The sequence below is a fragment of the Protofrankia sp. Cas3 genome (assembly GCF_963555955.1).
Classification (GTDB): Bacteria; Actinomycetota; Actinomycetes; order Frankiales; family Frankiaceae; genus Protofrankia.
This window is the reverse complement of record NZ_CAUVXP010000039.1, coordinates 1-13,155: the sequence shown is the minus strand read 5'-3', so window position 1 is coordinate 13,155 and position 13,155 is coordinate 1. Positions and strand designations below refer to the sequence as shown.

Here is a 13,155-nt window from a genome sequence, read left to right as displayed (position 1 = left end):
GGATCCGCCGGCGAACGGGCGTCACTGCGGATGGTTGGCGAGAATGTGTTCGGCGTGGCGCAGGACGGGGGCGTCGACCATCCGGCCCTCGAAGGAGAACACGCCGGCCGCCTGCCGGGCCGCCTGGAGTACCCGTCGGGCCCAGTCGACCTCCTCCGGTGAGGGCAGGAAGGCGTGCCGGATGGCGGCGACCTGGCTGGGGTGGATGCACGCCTTCACGGTGAATCCGCTGGCCGCCCCGTCCTGTGCCTCACCGACGAGTCCGTCCCGGTCGGCGATGTCGAGGTAGACGGAGTCGACGGCGACGCGCAGGTGGGCGCCGGCAGCGAGCAGGACGCTGGCCCGCGCGTGCATGGCGATCTGGCGGTAGCGGCCGCTGGGGTCCCGACTGGAACGTCCGCCGAGCGCGGCTACCAGGTCTTCGGCTCCCCACATGAGGCCGACGGTGTTGCCGACGGCGGCGATGGCCGGTGCGGCCAGCACCCCGCGCGGGGTCTCGCAGAGTGCGAGAACGCGGCGTGGTGCGAGGGCGGCCACCTGCTCGGCCGTCTCGGTCTTGGCGAGCATCACGGTCTGGTACGGGGTGTCGGCGAGTACCGCCAGGTCCTCGGCGTAGTCGTCGGTGCCGGCCGGGTTGATCCGCACGATCGTGCGGATCGGGTCGAGCAGGGTCTCGCGCAGCGCTTGACGTGCCCGGGGTTTGTCCTCGGCGGCGACGGCATCCTCCAGGTCGAGGATGACGCCGTCGGCCGCCGCGGCCGCCTTTGCGTATCGGTCGGGACGGTCGGCGGGGCAGAACAACAGCGCCGGTCCGGGCAGGTCGGTGGTCACCGACTCACCTCCGGGCCCGGGTCGGAGCACAGCATCAGCGCGGAACGCACGGCGACCGCGACCACCTCGCCGTCCTGGTTGTGTGCGGTGTGTTCGAAGGTGACCACGCCCTGGCCCGGTCGGCTGCGTGAGCGCCGCTTGTCCACCACGGTCGTCTCGGCGTAGAGGGTGTCGCCGTGGAAGACCGGCGCCGGGAAGCGGATGTCGGAGAAGCCGAGGTTGGCCACGGTGGTGCCCTGGGTGAGCTGGTTGACCGACAGGCCGACGAGGGTCGACAGGGTGAACATGCTGTTGACCAGGCGGCGACCGAAGGGCTGGGTGGCACTCCACGCCTCGTCGAGGTGCAGCGCCTGCGTATTCATCGTCAACGTGGTGAACAGGGTGTTGTCGGCTTCGCTCACGGTCCGTCCGGGCCGGTGCACGTACACAACGCCGATCTCCAGTTCGTCGAACCACAGGCCACGCTGTTCGATGCGACGGCGGTGGTCGTCTGCGCCGTTCATCGGTTCACCTCCGTCGGTCGGGGCTTCGGCTTCGGCTTCGGGTCAGAGGTCAGGCTCCAGCCGGGTGTTCATCTCCATGAAGCGGGGGAAGGCGGATCGGCATTGACCATCTCGCTTTCGGAGAATAGCGTTTTCCCCACTGGAGAGTGGAGGGTGCGGCGACGTGGCAGGGGATCTCGCCGGGTTACGGGCGGCCGAGGGCCAACGCCCATTGGACGCCACACCGCAGTACCGGGTCGTCCAGTGGGCCACCGGGAACATCGGGACCCGCGCGCTGCGGGCCGTCATCGAGCACCCGAACCTGATCGTGGCCGGGGTGTACGTCCATACGCCGGCCAAAGCAGGACGTGATGCCGGCGAGCTGTGCGGGCTCGGCCCGACCGGGGTCGTCGCGACCCATGACATCGACGAGATCCTGGCGCTCGGCGCCGACTGCATCCTGTACATGCCGGCCACCTGCGACATCGACGAGGTCTGCCGGTTACTGGCAGCGGGCGCGAACATCGCCACGACCCGGGGCGAGTTCCATCGTGCGGACAGTCTCGATCCGGCGGTTCGCGAGCGGGTCGAGGCCGCATGCGACCGCGGTGGCACCTCGATCCACAGCACCGGCAGCAGTCCCGGGTTCATCACGGAGGCTGTGCCGCTGGTGTTGACCTCGATCCAGCGGCGGCTCGACAACCTGACGATCAGCGAGTTCGCAGATTTCTCGCAACGCGACTCGCCGGGGTTGCTCTTCGACGTGATGGGCTTCGGGAAGCCTCCCGCGGAGCTTGATGAACGCCGGCTGTCCCACGGACGGATCAGCTCCGGTCCGTCGCTGCAGCTCGTCGCAGATGCGCTCTCGATGCCGCTGGACTCCCTGGAGGCGAGCGGGGAGGTCGCGACCGCGCGGCGCGCGGTCCGGATCGCCGCCGGCACCCTGGATGCCGGCACCGTGGCCGCGCAGCGGATGACGGTGTCGGGTATGCGAGACGGTCGGCCGGTGCTGTGTTTCCGTGCCATGTGGTACTGCACCACCGACCTCGATCCCTCGTGGGACGTCCGCGCCACCGGCTGGCACATCTCGGTCGACGGTGACGCGCCGCTCGACATCGACATCCGTTTTCCGGTGCCTCTTGAGCGGATGGGTGCCATGTCGCCCGGATACACGGCGAACCGCGCCGTCAACGCCGTGCCCTTCGTGTGCGCGGCACCCCCGGGATCCGTTCGACGGTCGACCTTCCCCCCATCGTCGCCGCGCTCGGGTGACCGCGCCGCCGCAGTCCCGGCGGTGGTCAGGTTCTGTATACAACGGCATCGTAGGTAGAAAATGTCATCATAACGGCTAATTCCACCTACTGTCGGACGACATTCGGCCGAACGGTAGGTGGTTCTGGTCATCAGGATGGCCTCAACGACCTACGCATTCTGGTTTTGTTATTTGGATTCTGTTCACCGGCGGCATCACATGGCAGCCGGTGAAGCCTCGTGGCCGGCACGAGGCTGCCCTCTGCTGCGGGATGGAGCCCTGTGTCGTCCCGGTAGCGGATGTTCCGGGCGGTGTGTACTGCGTTCTGCGTAGCAGGGAGTGTCGGCGGGCGGACGATGACGGGACAGGCCGGCCCGGACACGCTTGAGGGGTACCCGAGAGCAGATCTGGAGACCTCACTCATGGCTACCTTCCGCTGTCGACTTCGTGGTCGACTTCGTGGTCGGCATCGTGGTGGGCATCGTGTTCATGGTGGGCATCGTGTTCGGTCTGGCCTCGGCTGTCCTGCTCGACACGAAACGGAGTGCTGACAACGTGGGTCACTGGCAGGAAGGCGAACAGAACACCACCGGCGGCCACCAGCCTGCCGGTCTCCATACCGCCGGTATGGCCGGCGGCGATGTCGGCGATGTCTGCGAGGTCGGGGGCGTGGTCCCGCGCCCCGCGGACACTCGGCCCCACCTGGCACAATCACCCACCCGGCCGCTGCCGCCGGGTGGACCGGACGATCTCGACGCACGACGGTGGGGACCACCGGTGGCGCAGGGACCACCCGTGGCGGAGGGGCTGTCGGGTGCGGTGGGGTTGCCCGGTGCGGAGGGGCTGCCGGCGGCGGAGCCTCCTCGCCGTCGCCGCCGGCGGTCCCGACGCCGGCTGCTTCTGATCGTCCTTGTCCTCCAGGTCGTCGTGCTCAGCGTGGTGGACCGGGTCGGGGCCCACGTCGCGGCATCCCAATTGGTCAGCCAGGTCCAGAAGAGCCAGCACCTGCCGAGCAGGCCGGAGGCGTCCGTCGGAGGGATTCCGTTCCTGACCCAGGTGATGTGGGGCAGCTACAAGGACATCGGCTTCCGGATGCACCGGATCGCCGTACCCGACCTGTGTGTCGACGACATCAACGTGCACCTCAACGGTGTGCACGTCCCGCTTCGCAAGATGATCAGTAACGATGTGAAGACGGTGCCGATCGACCGGGTGGTCGGTTCGGTGCGCTTCACCTTCACCGACCTCAATGCCTACCTCGCCACCCAACCCGGGAAGGTCCAGTTGGCTCCGGCCGGAACAGGCATGCAGGTCTCGGCGCCCGTGGACATCCCGATCGTCGGGCAGATCACGGTCTTCGGTGATGTGCAGGCGAGCGTCCAGAACAACCGACTCACAATCGCGCCCACCGGTATCGGCGTGAAGGGCCTGGGTGCCTTGAGTATCCCGCACGGCGCGGTGCAGATCCTGACCGTGACGGTGCCACTCAGCGGGCTGCCCATGAATCTGCAGTTGACCTCGGCGAAGGCGACATCGACCGGCATCGAGGTGACCGCCGAAGCGGATCACATCACGCTGGACACGACACAGACAACGACGACGCCCCCGATCCGGGGCTGCTGAGCGCATCCCGCTGGCCACATCCCGCGGCGGGCGCGGTCGGTCACGTCCGCCTTTTCGGCGAAAGCCGCGTCGCCTGGGTTGAGATCGAGCGCGGCGACGTGGTAGTCGTCGGCGCTCAGCCGTTCCGCGACGGCCCGGCCGATGCCGGAGCCGCCACCGGTTACGACAGCGGCCCTCATGAGAAGGCCTCCTCGCCCACGAGGGTGATCCTGTGCAGGGTTCGCTCGGAGGATGCGTCATACGGCAGAGCCTGGTGCAATATGCCGGTATTATTCCAGATTATCAGGTCGCCGACCTGCCAGTCGTGGGTGTAACGGAAGCGCTCCTGGGTGGACCAGGCGAGCAGTTCGTCCAGGAGCGCCCGGCTCTCGGTGGGCTCCATGCCGATGACGTACTCGGCCGTCGCGCCGATCACGGCAGGGCTGCGCGATCACTTCGCGGCTGCTGGTGCCCCGGGCCCATCACGACGCGATCGTCGAGCAGGTCGCGGCCTATCTCGGCCGAGTGACCTACGGTGATCCCACCGATCCCAAGACCTTCATGGGGCCGCTGATCAGCGAACGGCAGCGCGACAAGGTGGACGGCATGGTCCAGCGGGCCGTCGCGGCGGGCGCGACGCTGGTGACCGGCGGCAAGCGGGTCGATCCTGGCTTCTTCTACACGCCGACGCTGCCCACCGGGGTCGATCCGGCCAGCGAGATCGCGCAGAACGAGATCTTCGGACCGGTGTTCGCGGTGATCCCCTACGACGGCGAGGACGACGCCGTTCGTATCGCCAACGACTCGATCTTCGGCCTGTCCGGTGCGGTGTACAGCCGCGACGAGGACCGGGCCCTCGCGGTGGCGCGCAGGATCCGCAGCGGCACGATCAGCGTCAACGGCGGCAACTACTTCTCCCCCGACGCCCCCTTCGGCGGGTACAAGCAGTCGGGCATCGGCCGGGAAAGTGGCGTCGCCGGCCTCGAGGAGTTCCAGGAGCGCAAGACCATCGCCGTGCCGGTCGCGTGACGCCGCAGGTGGCCGGCGCGGTCACCTGATCGCTCAGGGTAGTGGCGTCCATCGGACGCCACTACCAGCACGTCACTTGTTACGGCGCATCAGCCTGTCGGCGGCATCCCAGTGCTCGTCGGCCACCCACAGGCGCGCGAAGGCGCGCGCCGCCTCGTGCGGAGGGACGGTTCCGGTCATGACGCGCTTGATCTCTCTGGCCGGGCCGGTGGCGAGCGACCTGGCCAGGGAGCGCCAGCCGTCGTCAAAGGAGGCCCGGGGCAGCACCTGGTCCACCAGCCCGACACGCTGGGCCTCAGCGGCGTCGAGCAGCGTTCCGGCGCCCGCGAGCAACAGTGCTCTGCCCCTGCCGACCAGGGTGGCGAGTCGCTCGGCGCCACCCCAGGCAGGCATGATCGCCAGCGTCGTCTGGTTGAAGCCGATTGTGATGTCGTCGGCGGCGACGCGGATGTCGGCGGCCACCGCGACCTCGGCCCCGCCACCCAGGGCGTGGCCGTTGAGCGCGGCGATCACCGGGGCGGGGAAGGCGGCGAGCCGATCGCAGAATCCCCGCATCCGCAGGGCCATGCCGGTCGCTTCGTCCTCCGTTCGGATCGCCGCCAGTTCCTTCAGATCGCCGCCCGAGACGAACGCCCGGTCGCCGGCACCTCTGATGACCAGTGCCGCAGCGCCTGCTGCCGCGTCGAGGGCCTTGTCCAACTCGCCCATGGTGGCCAGCGCAATGGCGTTGCGTGCATGTGGTCGGTCGATGGTGATGACCGCCAGCCCCCGGTCCACTTCAAGATCTATCATGCACTCTACTTCATGGACGAGATCAATATTCTCGATGGCGAGAGTAGCATTCCCGAATGTGGCGGGGTTGGCGGTCAGTGCGGCTGACGGACCGGCAGGATCACCGCTGAGGGGTGTGTCGGGTCGCGGTATACCGCCTGGTCGGCGGCGTGGAGGGTGGTGGCGGCGGCGCGTGGTTCGCCGGTGCCGGGGTTGCGGGCGTAGCGGGGGAAGGCTCCGCTGGAGACCTGGACCCGGATCCGGTGGCCACGCTTGAAACGGTAGGCGGTCGGCCACAGCCCGACGGTCACGCAAGAGGTCTCGTCGGCGCCGGACAGGCTGGTCAGACCGTCGCAGACGTTGTACGAGCGGCCGCGGGGGTCGACGTCGCAGAGCCGGACGAACACGTCGGCGTGGGGCTGGCTGGAGCGGAACCAGATCTCGGCGTTGACCTCGCCGATGACCTCGACGTCCTGGTCGAGTACGGCGGTGGTGTAGGTGAGCACGTCCGCGCGGGCCTCCAGGGCCGTGTTGTCGACGCGGCCGCTGTCGGTGAGCAGGCGCACGCCGCCGACCGCGGGGGTGGGATCCGCCGGGTCGTAGCGGTACCGGTCGGGCGCCGATTCGCCGGGCTGTTCGGTCGACAGCGCACCGTCGGGCCGCAGATGGAAGCGCTGCGACTCGTAGCCGCTCGGCGGCCACGAGTCGACGTCACGCCAGGCGTCCTCGCCCATCACGAACAGCCGCACCGCTGCGCGATGCGGTGGCTGGTCGCCGCGTGCGTGTCGAAGGCCGAACTCGATGGCCTCGTTGATCGCCGTGTTGTTGAACGACGTGTGCGTCCACGGCCCGATCGTCAGCCGGGCCGGGCGCCCCGCCGCCTGCAGGATCTGGAAGTCGCGGAGCTGGCCGGGCAGGAAGATGTCGTACCAGCCGCCGATCGAGCTGACCGGCACGGTCACGTCGGCCACCCGGTGCCGGTGGTCGATGCCGGCCCAGCGCGGGTCGTCCGTGTCGTGCGCGAGGATGTCCTGGATGTAGTCCGTGCGGTGGCCGACGGCGGCGACATCGGCCCGGCCCAGCGGAAGCGTCTGCAGAGCGCGGCGTGTTCTCCTGTCCTGGATCGGTTTGCCGAACATCGCCCAACGGCGTTCCATGGTGGCGATCAACGCACCCCATGCGAACGGCGTCTCCAGGGACATGCCGTCCTTGCGCAGGAACTCCAGTGTCAGCGCCGACTCGGTCATATGCGGGATCATCGCCTTGACCTCCGGCGGCAGGTGATCGGCCACCGCCCACTGGACGTAGCCCAGGTAGCTCAGGCCGACCAGCACGATCGAGCCGCCGAACCACGGCTGCTTGACCACCCACTCCAGCGTCGCGAGGCCGTCCTCGCGTTCCTGCCGCAGCGGGTCGAAGATCCCACCGGAGCCGAACCCGCCGCGGGTGCTCTGGATCAGCACCTGGAACCCGCGTTCGGCCAGCGGCCTGGCCATGCTCAGGCCGAGCACCCCCGCCCGGCCGTACGGGGAACGGAGCAGAGCGGTCGGTAACGTCTCGCCACCGACCCGTGGCGCCCACCTGTCCGCCAGCAGGTCGACCCCGTCGGGCATCGGCACTCGAAGATCCCGCTGGATGATCAGATCCCGGGTTGCGGGCGGGGAGAGTTTCAGCATGCGCTGGAGGAGATGGCTGCTCAGGTTCATCGTTCTCCCAGGTCTGGAATTTGGGTTTCCTCTTTGAGGGAGTTCTACTCTCGTGAAGCGAGAGACAACAATATGCGAACAATACCTGTCAAGCTGGTCAGCCGGTACGAAGCGGAGGGCTGGTGGACGCCGGACACGATCGGAGACCTGCTGACGCGTGGGCTCGCGGCCGTGGTGCGGTGTAAGGTCGGACACCCCATGCCCACGCTCGACCAGGTGCGGGCCCACTTCGACCGCTGCGGCCTGGCCCGGCAGAAGTGGCCGCAGGAGCTGCACGCGGTTGACGACTTTCCGCGGCCGGCGCGAGCGACGGAGCGAGGCGGCAGACACCGAGCGCCCTCCTCCAACTGCGCGACATACGCGTCGGCTACGAAGAGACCACCGTCCTGCACGGCGTGGATCTGAGCGTCGCCTCGGGCCACCGCTGCAACGCTGCACCGGACCGCCGAGGATCGTTGCCATGGCCGCCGCCGTCCGGCACATGTTGATCATTTGGAATCACCCGTCCAGCAACCGGGAGCGCCATGGCAGTCGAATGTCACCTCTACCTACCCCAGCTGCGGATGTCGATGGATGGCATCGTCGAGCGCGCGGCTGCCGCGGAACGCACCGGTTTCACCGGCATCGCGCTGATGGACCATCTCGCCCCGCCCGGTGCGCTGGACGCGCCGATGTTCGAAGCGATCGTGTCCGCCACCTGGCTGGCCGCCCGCACCGAGCGGCTGGCCGTCGGTCACCTGGTGCTCTGCGATGCGTTCCGGCATCCAGCGCTGCTGGCCAAGCAGGCGGTCACCCTCGACCATGCGTCCGGGGGCCGTTTCGAGCTGGGCCTGGGCTGGGGTTCCATGCCCGATGAGATCGAGGCCTACGGCATCGGCGACGTCGCGCCGCGGGTGCGCGTCGCCCGGTTGGCCGAGACGCTCGAGGTCCTGCAGCGGCTGTGGTCCGGCGAAACGGTGAATTACCAGGGGCTCCACCACACGCTCCGCGATGTGCGCCCTCGCCCGACCCCGCTGCGGCACATCCCGATCGTGATCGGCGGAACGGGGCCGCGCACCCTCGACCTGGTGGCCGCCTACGCCGACTGGTGGAATCTACCCGTCACCGCACTTGAGCACCTCGACCGGCTGCGGCCGCGGGCGGGAAAGGCCCGGGTCTCCGTTCAGCAGCTCGTCACCGTCATCTCGACGGAAGCGGAGCGGACGGCGACGGTCGCCACCGCGCTGCGCCGATTCGGCCCGATGGCCGGCGAGAATGGGATGGTCGTCGGGAACGTCCGCGAGCTGACAGCTCATTTCCGCGCGCTTGCCGATCGCGGTGTGGAGCGCTTTTACACCTGGTTCACCGATTTCGCCCCGACGCCGACGCTCGAAATATTCGGTGAGGTCATCGCGGCGCTGCGCTGAGCGCCTTCCGCACCTCCGCGCGGCATATGTGCGGTGCGGAGGTGCGGAGGGCGCTCTCATCTCGTCGGAGGTGCTCTTATTTCGGCGGGAACCGAAGTGCGCCGTCGAGGCGGATGACTTCGCCATTGAGGTAGTCGTTCTCGACGATGTTCTGAACAAGGGCCGCGTACTCGGCGGGTCGGCCCATGCGCTTGGGATGCGGGATTCGGGGGCCCCAGGCCGCTTCCAACTGCTCGCCTGCCTTGCCATATGCCGGGGTCAGGAACATTCCCGGGGCGATCGTGACGACGCGGATCCCGAACGGAGACAGATCGCGGGCGGCGACGAGGGTCATGCCCACCACGCCGCCCTTGGCGGCCGCGTAGGGGACCTGCCCGATCTGGCCTTCGTATGCCGCGATCGACGCGGTGTTGATGATGACACCCCGGTCGTCGTCGACGGGCTCCTGCCGGGCAATCGCGGCGGCGGCCAGGCGCAGCACGTTGAAGACACCGGTCAGGTAATACTCGATGGTCGTCCGGAACCCGGCGAGGTCGAGCGGTTTGCCGTCCTTGTTGATCAGCCGTCCCCCGCTCGCCGGGCCGCCGTGGGTGTCCACGGAGATCCTCAGCGGCCCCGCGGCTTCCGCCTCGGCCATCGCCGCCTGAACGTCATCCTCGTTGGTGGCGTCGGCGCTCACGTCGATCGACGGGGACCGTTGCGGTGCGGCTCCCTGATCAAGAGAAAGATCTAAAACCGGCTCTTAAAGATCGAATACAGGCTCTTACCGCGCGATCGACCCGGCACCGACCATCCGCCGGCATTCCGGGGCCGCCGCTACCGACTCGTCGACGATCTAGCCTTGGGCGAATCCCGCGGCGCAGAAATCCCACACCTCGTCGGCGGTGATGGGATGGGGGTTCTCGTCGTCGGCGACACCGCTGGACTGGGCGACGAACATGACCGTCTCCATCGTGAGCGCGGCCGCGCGGCGGGGCTTGAGGCTGGAGCGCAGGTGCCCGGCGGCTTCGGCCTGCGACATCATTTCGGTGAACAGCGCGAGCATCGGCGCGTGGGCGACCTTCACCTCGGCAGGATGGGAGATCAGCAACTGCGGGGCGAAATCGGTGAACAGCGGACGCTGTGCGGTCGGGACGGGTCGGGAGAGTTCGAACAGCAGGTGGACGGCGACCCTGAGCTGGTCCAGTGGATCGGACTGGTCATACGCGGCCGTGCGGATCTGGTCGGTCCCCCGGCGCAGGGCGTCTTCGAACAGGGCGAGCAGCAGCTCATGCTTGCCGCCGAAGTGCTGGTAGAAGCTGCGCAGCGACTGGCGGGACCGGTCGACGACCTCCTGTACGGTGAAGTCGGTACTGTCCTTCTCCGTGATGATCAGGTGGGCGGCGTCGAGGAACCGCATTACCGTCCGCTCGGCCCGGAGCTTCGCGGCCTTGGTGGAGCGCTCGACTGCGCGCTGCTTCCAGGCCGGCTCTTCGCTTGGCATGATCACGGGCAGCTCCGCCTTCTGCGCCATGTGCAGAACCTTACTGCACGGTACTGGTCGGCCCACCGCCTCCGCTGGTCTGTGCTGCCGAAGTATAAGAAGACTCTTACTTCCATTCTCGGAGAATTGTATTCTCGCACCTGTTCGCCTGGAATGCCAGCGAGGAGGGCCGTTCGTGGCTTGGATCTCCCAGACCGACCCTGAGATCGTGAGGCCGTTCAGCTCAGCCGACGCGCTGTCCGGTTCGGCGTTCGTCGGCGGGTTCGTCCCCGGAGGTCGGGATGCTCTTTGAGTTCGACGCCGACCAGCAGCTGTGGCAGAAGACCGTCCACGAGGTCCTCGCCAGACAGTGCCCGCCCGCGCTGGTCCGGGGGCGTCGACGACGGCGTGGAGCCGGCTCCGCTCTGGCGGGTCTACGCCGACCTCGGCTGGACCGAGCTGATCGAACCCGCCGAGACCGTGGAGCTGGCGATCGCCGCTGACGACCCACGCCGGCGCGTGGCCGCGGGGCCATGGGCTTCACCTGGGAGAACGATCTTCAGTTCGCGCTCAAGCGGGCGAAAGCGGGCGAGCTGCTGCTGGGCGGCGCGGCCGAGCACATCGCCACGATGCCATCGTTCGGGCTGCGCCAGGCCAAACGTGCCGTCAACCAGACCCTGGACGTGCAGGGCTTCTACGCCGCGATCCAGTCGGTCTTCGACATTCACCAGACCGGGCACGGCAACGCCCTGAGCGTCAGCGGTTACCCGGTTCTGATGCGGCTGGACGAGATGAAGGCAAAGATGCAGTAGATCTACCAGACAGGCTCTGGTACCGACCGCAGCGGCGGTCGGTACGACATCCCCGTTGCCGCCCAAGGAGGACCAATGACGGTGCCGCAGCGGCCAGGCTCGCCGGGACCGGACGGCGGCGGGCCGCGACCACTGGCGGGGCTGCTGGTGGTCGGGCTCGAGCAGGTCGTCTCGGCTCCGATCGCCACCCGCCACCTCGCCGACATGGGAGCGCGGGTGGTGAAGGTCGAGAACCCGCGCGGCGGTGACTTCGCCCGGCACTACGACGGCGCGCAGGCCGGCATGGCCGCCCACTTCGTCTGGGTCAACCGGGGCAAGGAGTCGCTGAGCCTCAACCTGGCCGACCCGCGTGGCGCGGCCGTGCTGGAGCGGCTGCTGAGCCGGGCTGACGTCCTCATCCAGAACCTCGCCCCGGGTGCGGCGAGCCGGCGTGGGCTCGACGCCGAACATGCCTGTGCCCGGCATCCCCGCCTGATCGCGGTCGACATCTCGGGCTACGGCGAGGGCGGTCCGCTGTCCCACAAGCGGGCCTACGACCTGCTGGTGCAGGCCGAAGCCGGATCGTGCGCGGTCACCGGCGAGCCGGGCCGGCCGGCCAAGGCCGGGATCCCCCTGGCCGACCTCGGCGTCGGGATGTACGCCCTGACCTCGGTGCTCGCCGCGCTCTACGCCCGGGCGGCGACCGGGCGCGGCTCGGCGATCTCGGTGAGCATGTTCGACGTGGTCGCCGAGTGGATGGGCTACCCGCTGAACTTCACGATGGGCACCGGCATCGAGCAGGACCCGGCCGGGGTGGGCTCGCCGGCTGTGGCGCCCTACGGCGCCTATGTGACGGCCGACGGGCAGACGGCCGTGCTCGGGACCACCAACGACGGCGAGTGGCAACGGCTGGCCCGTTCGGTGCTCGGCCGGCCGGACCTCGCCGACGACCCGGCCTTCGCCGGCAACGCCGACAGGGTCCGCGAGCGGTCCCACCTCGACGAGGTGATCAGCGCCTGGGCCAAGGGCGTCACTCTCAAGGAGGCCCAGGAGATCCTGGACGCGGCCGGGCTCGGCAACGCGCGCCTCAACGGTGTCCAGGACGTGCTCGACCATCCGCACCTGGCCGCCCGCGGGCGTTGGCGCGACGTGACGACGCCGACCGGGGTCGTGCGCGCGCTGCTGCCGCCGCCGGTCGCAGCCGAATGGTCGCCGTCGATGGACGCTGTGCCCGCGCTCGGCGAGCACACCGACGCGGTGCTTGCCGAGCTGGGCTACGAGCCTGCCGAGATCGAGGCCTGGCGCAACGACGGGGTCATCTGACCTCCTGTGCGGCGTGCGGCGTGCGGCGTGCGTGCGTGGGTGCGCGAGCGCGAGCGCGCGCGCCGCAGCGGCCGAGGCGGCACGGGTGATCGATTCCGCCTGACCCTACGGGACGCCGTCGGCCCAACTCGCAGCCAGCCCGGCCGCCATCTCGTGTAAGATCCGGCTCATGCTGGGGACATCCGCCGTCACGATGGCGATGCGTAGCCGGATGATGATGGTCTCCGGCCTCCTCCGCATGTCCTGACCGACTGACGAGGAGGCCCCCGACCCGGAGCCTCCTCAACCCGAAGCGGCGACCGGCGGGGCAGAAGGGCCGTGATGGGTCGCTACTTTGTGACGACAGCAATTCCGTATGTCAACGGTAGACCGCACGTCGGACACGCCTTGGAGATGGTCCAGACTGACGTCTTGGCGCGCCACCGCCGCCAACGTGGTGATGACGTCCGTTTCCAGACCGGCACCGATGACAACGCCCTGAAGAACGTACAGGGTGCCGA

12 protein-coding genes and 5 pseudogenes are annotated in these 13,155 nt (G+C 68.8%); 8 read left to right on the top strand and 9 right to left on the bottom strand.

Annotated features, from left to right (window positions below):
- Window positions 1–21: 21 nt before the first annotated feature.
- Window positions 22–831: a CoA ester lyase gene (locus tag U9983_RS09965; RefSeq protein ID WP_322753731.1), complete on the bottom strand. Its 810-nt coding sequence runs from the start codon at window positions 829–831 to the stop codon at window positions 22–24.
- Entirely contained in the window at window positions 828–1,334 is a 507-nt protein-coding gene (locus tag U9983_RS09960) for a MaoC family dehydratase (protein WP_322753730.1), read from the bottom strand. Before U9983_RS09960 ends, U9983_RS09965 begins: the two co-directional genes overlap by 4 nt.
- A gap of 211 nt (window positions 1,335–1,545) precedes the next feature.
- On the opposite strand from U9983_RS09960, the pseudogene U9983_RS09955 reads away from it, so the two are divergent.
- A pseudogene (locus U9983_RS09955) lies at window positions 1,546–2,585 on the top strand (dihydrodipicolinate reductase).
- A 427-nt stretch (window positions 2,586–3,012) separates the two neighbouring features.
- Entirely contained in the window at window positions 3,013–4,188 is a 1,176-nt protein-coding gene (locus tag U9983_RS09950; RefSeq protein ID WP_322753728.1) for a DUF2993 domain-containing protein, read from the top strand.
- A 29-nt stretch (window positions 4,189–4,217) separates the two neighbouring features.
- Here the strand turns inward: U9983_RS09950 and U9983_RS09945 are convergent.
- Window positions 4,218–4,367, bottom strand: a pseudogene (locus U9983_RS09945) (SDR family NAD(P)-dependent oxidoreductase); the annotation flags it as partial.
- Entirely contained in the window at window positions 4,364–4,603 is a 240-nt protein-coding gene (locus U9983_RS09940; RefSeq protein ID WP_322753727.1) for a TauD/TfdA dioxygenase family protein, read from the bottom strand. The pseudogene U9983_RS09945 and the gene U9983_RS09940, both read right to left, overlap by 4 nt.
- A 2-nt stretch (window positions 4,604–4,605) precedes the next feature.
- On the opposite strand from U9983_RS09940, the pseudogene U9983_RS09935 reads away from it, so the two are divergent.
- Window positions 4,606–5,196 (top strand): annotated as a pseudogene (locus U9983_RS09935) (aldehyde dehydrogenase family protein); the annotation flags it as partial.
- 72 nt (window positions 5,197–5,268) lie between these two features.
- Here U9983_RS09935 and U9983_RS09930 read toward each other — a convergent pair.
- Both U9983_RS09930 and U9983_RS09925 read right to left on the bottom strand, forming a co-directional pair.
- Window positions 5,269–5,988, bottom strand: a complete 720-nt coding sequence (locus U9983_RS09930; protein ID WP_322753725.1) for an enoyl-CoA hydratase/isomerase family protein — start codon at window positions 5,986–5,988, stop codon at window positions 5,269–5,271.
- Between the two features lie 74 nt (window positions 5,989–6,062).
- Window positions 6,063–7,673: a CocE/NonD family hydrolase gene (locus U9983_RS09925; RefSeq protein WP_322753724.1), complete on the bottom strand. Its 1,611-nt coding sequence runs from the start codon at window positions 7,671–7,673 to the stop codon at window positions 6,063–6,065.
- Between the two features lie 165 nt (window positions 7,674–7,838).
- Between U9983_RS09925 and U9983_RS09920 the strand changes: the two are divergent.
- Window positions 7,839–8,078: pseudogene (locus tag U9983_RS09920) on the top strand (hypothetical protein); the annotation flags it as partial.
- A 119-nt stretch (window positions 8,079–8,197) separates the two neighbouring features.
- Window positions 8,198–9,079: an LLM class flavin-dependent oxidoreductase gene (locus tag U9983_RS09915; RefSeq protein ID WP_322753722.1), complete on the top strand. Its 882-nt coding sequence runs from the start codon at window positions 8,198–8,200 to the stop codon at window positions 9,077–9,079.
- Window positions 9,080–9,155: 76 nt separating this feature from the next.
- Here the strand turns inward: U9983_RS09915 and U9983_RS09910 are convergent, their stop codons facing one another.
- The gene (locus tag U9983_RS09910; RefSeq protein WP_322753721.1) at window positions 9,156–9,758 is read right to left on the bottom strand and encodes an SDR family oxidoreductase; all 603 of its coding nucleotides are present in this window, start codon (window positions 9,756–9,758) and stop codon (window positions 9,156–9,158) included.
- Between the two features lie 156 nt (window positions 9,759–9,914).
- Window positions 9,915–10,592 carry a TetR/AcrR family transcriptional regulator gene (locus U9983_RS09905; RefSeq protein WP_322753720.1) on the bottom strand — a complete coding sequence of 226 codons (678 nt, stop codon included), beginning with the start codon at window positions 10,590–10,592 and terminating at the stop codon, window positions 9,915–9,917.
- Between the two features lie 476 nt (window positions 10,593–11,068).
- Between U9983_RS09905 and U9983_RS09900 the strand changes: the two are divergent.
- Together U9983_RS09900 and U9983_RS09895 are read left to right on the top strand one after the other, a co-directional pair.
- A pseudogene (locus tag U9983_RS09900) lies at window positions 11,069–11,353 on the top strand (hypothetical protein); the annotation flags it as partial.
- Between the two features lie 75 nt (window positions 11,354–11,428).
- Window positions 11,429–12,655 carry a CaiB/BaiF CoA-transferase family protein gene (locus U9983_RS09895; protein WP_322753719.1) on the top strand — a complete coding sequence of 409 codons (1,227 nt, stop codon included), beginning with the start codon at window positions 11,429–11,431 and terminating at the stop codon, window positions 12,653–12,655.
- Between the two features lie 105 nt (window positions 12,656–12,760).
- Here the strand turns inward: U9983_RS09895 and U9983_RS09890 are convergent, their stop codons facing one another.
- Window positions 12,761–12,895, bottom strand: coding sequence for a hypothetical protein (locus U9983_RS09890; RefSeq protein ID WP_322753718.1), 135 nt, complete (start codon window positions 12,893–12,895; stop codon window positions 12,761–12,763).
- An 81-nt stretch (window positions 12,896–12,976) separates the two neighbouring features.
- Between U9983_RS09890 and U9983_RS09885 the strand changes: the two genes are divergently transcribed.
- The coding region (locus U9983_RS09885) for a class I tRNA ligase family protein (protein ID WP_322753757.1) at window positions 12,977–13,155 on the top strand (179 nt) is incomplete at its 3' end.

What these genes read in the sequence shown, in the direction of transcription:
- U9983_RS09960 (WP_322753730.1), bottom strand. Translation starts at nt 1,334, where the DNA reads ATGAACGGCGCAGACGACCACCGCCGTCGCATCGAACAGCGTGGCCTG.
- U9983_RS09930 (WP_322753725.1), bottom strand. Translation starts at nt 5,988, where the DNA reads ATGATAGATCTTGAAGTGGACCGGGGGCTGGCGGTCATCACCATCGAC.
- U9983_RS09925 (WP_322753724.1), bottom strand. Translation starts at nt 7,673, where the DNA reads ATGAACCTGAGCAGCCATCTCCTCCAGCGCATGCTGAAACTCTCCCCG.
- U9983_RS09915 (WP_322753722.1), top strand. Translation starts at nt 8,198, where the DNA reads ATGGCAGTCGAATGTCACCTCTACCTACCCCAGCTGCGGATGTCGATG.
- U9983_RS09905 (WP_322753720.1), bottom strand. Translation starts at nt 10,592, where the DNA reads ATGGCGCAGAAGGCGGAGCTGCCCGTGATCATGCCAAGCGAAGAGCCG.
- U9983_RS09895 (WP_322753719.1), top strand. Translation starts at nt 11,429, where the DNA reads ATGACGGTGCCGCAGCGGCCAGGCTCGCCGGGACCGGACGGCGGCGGG.
- U9983_RS09890 (WP_322753718.1), bottom strand. Translation starts at nt 12,895, where the DNA reads ATGCGGAGGAGGCCGGAGACCATCATCATCCGGCTACGCATCGCCATC.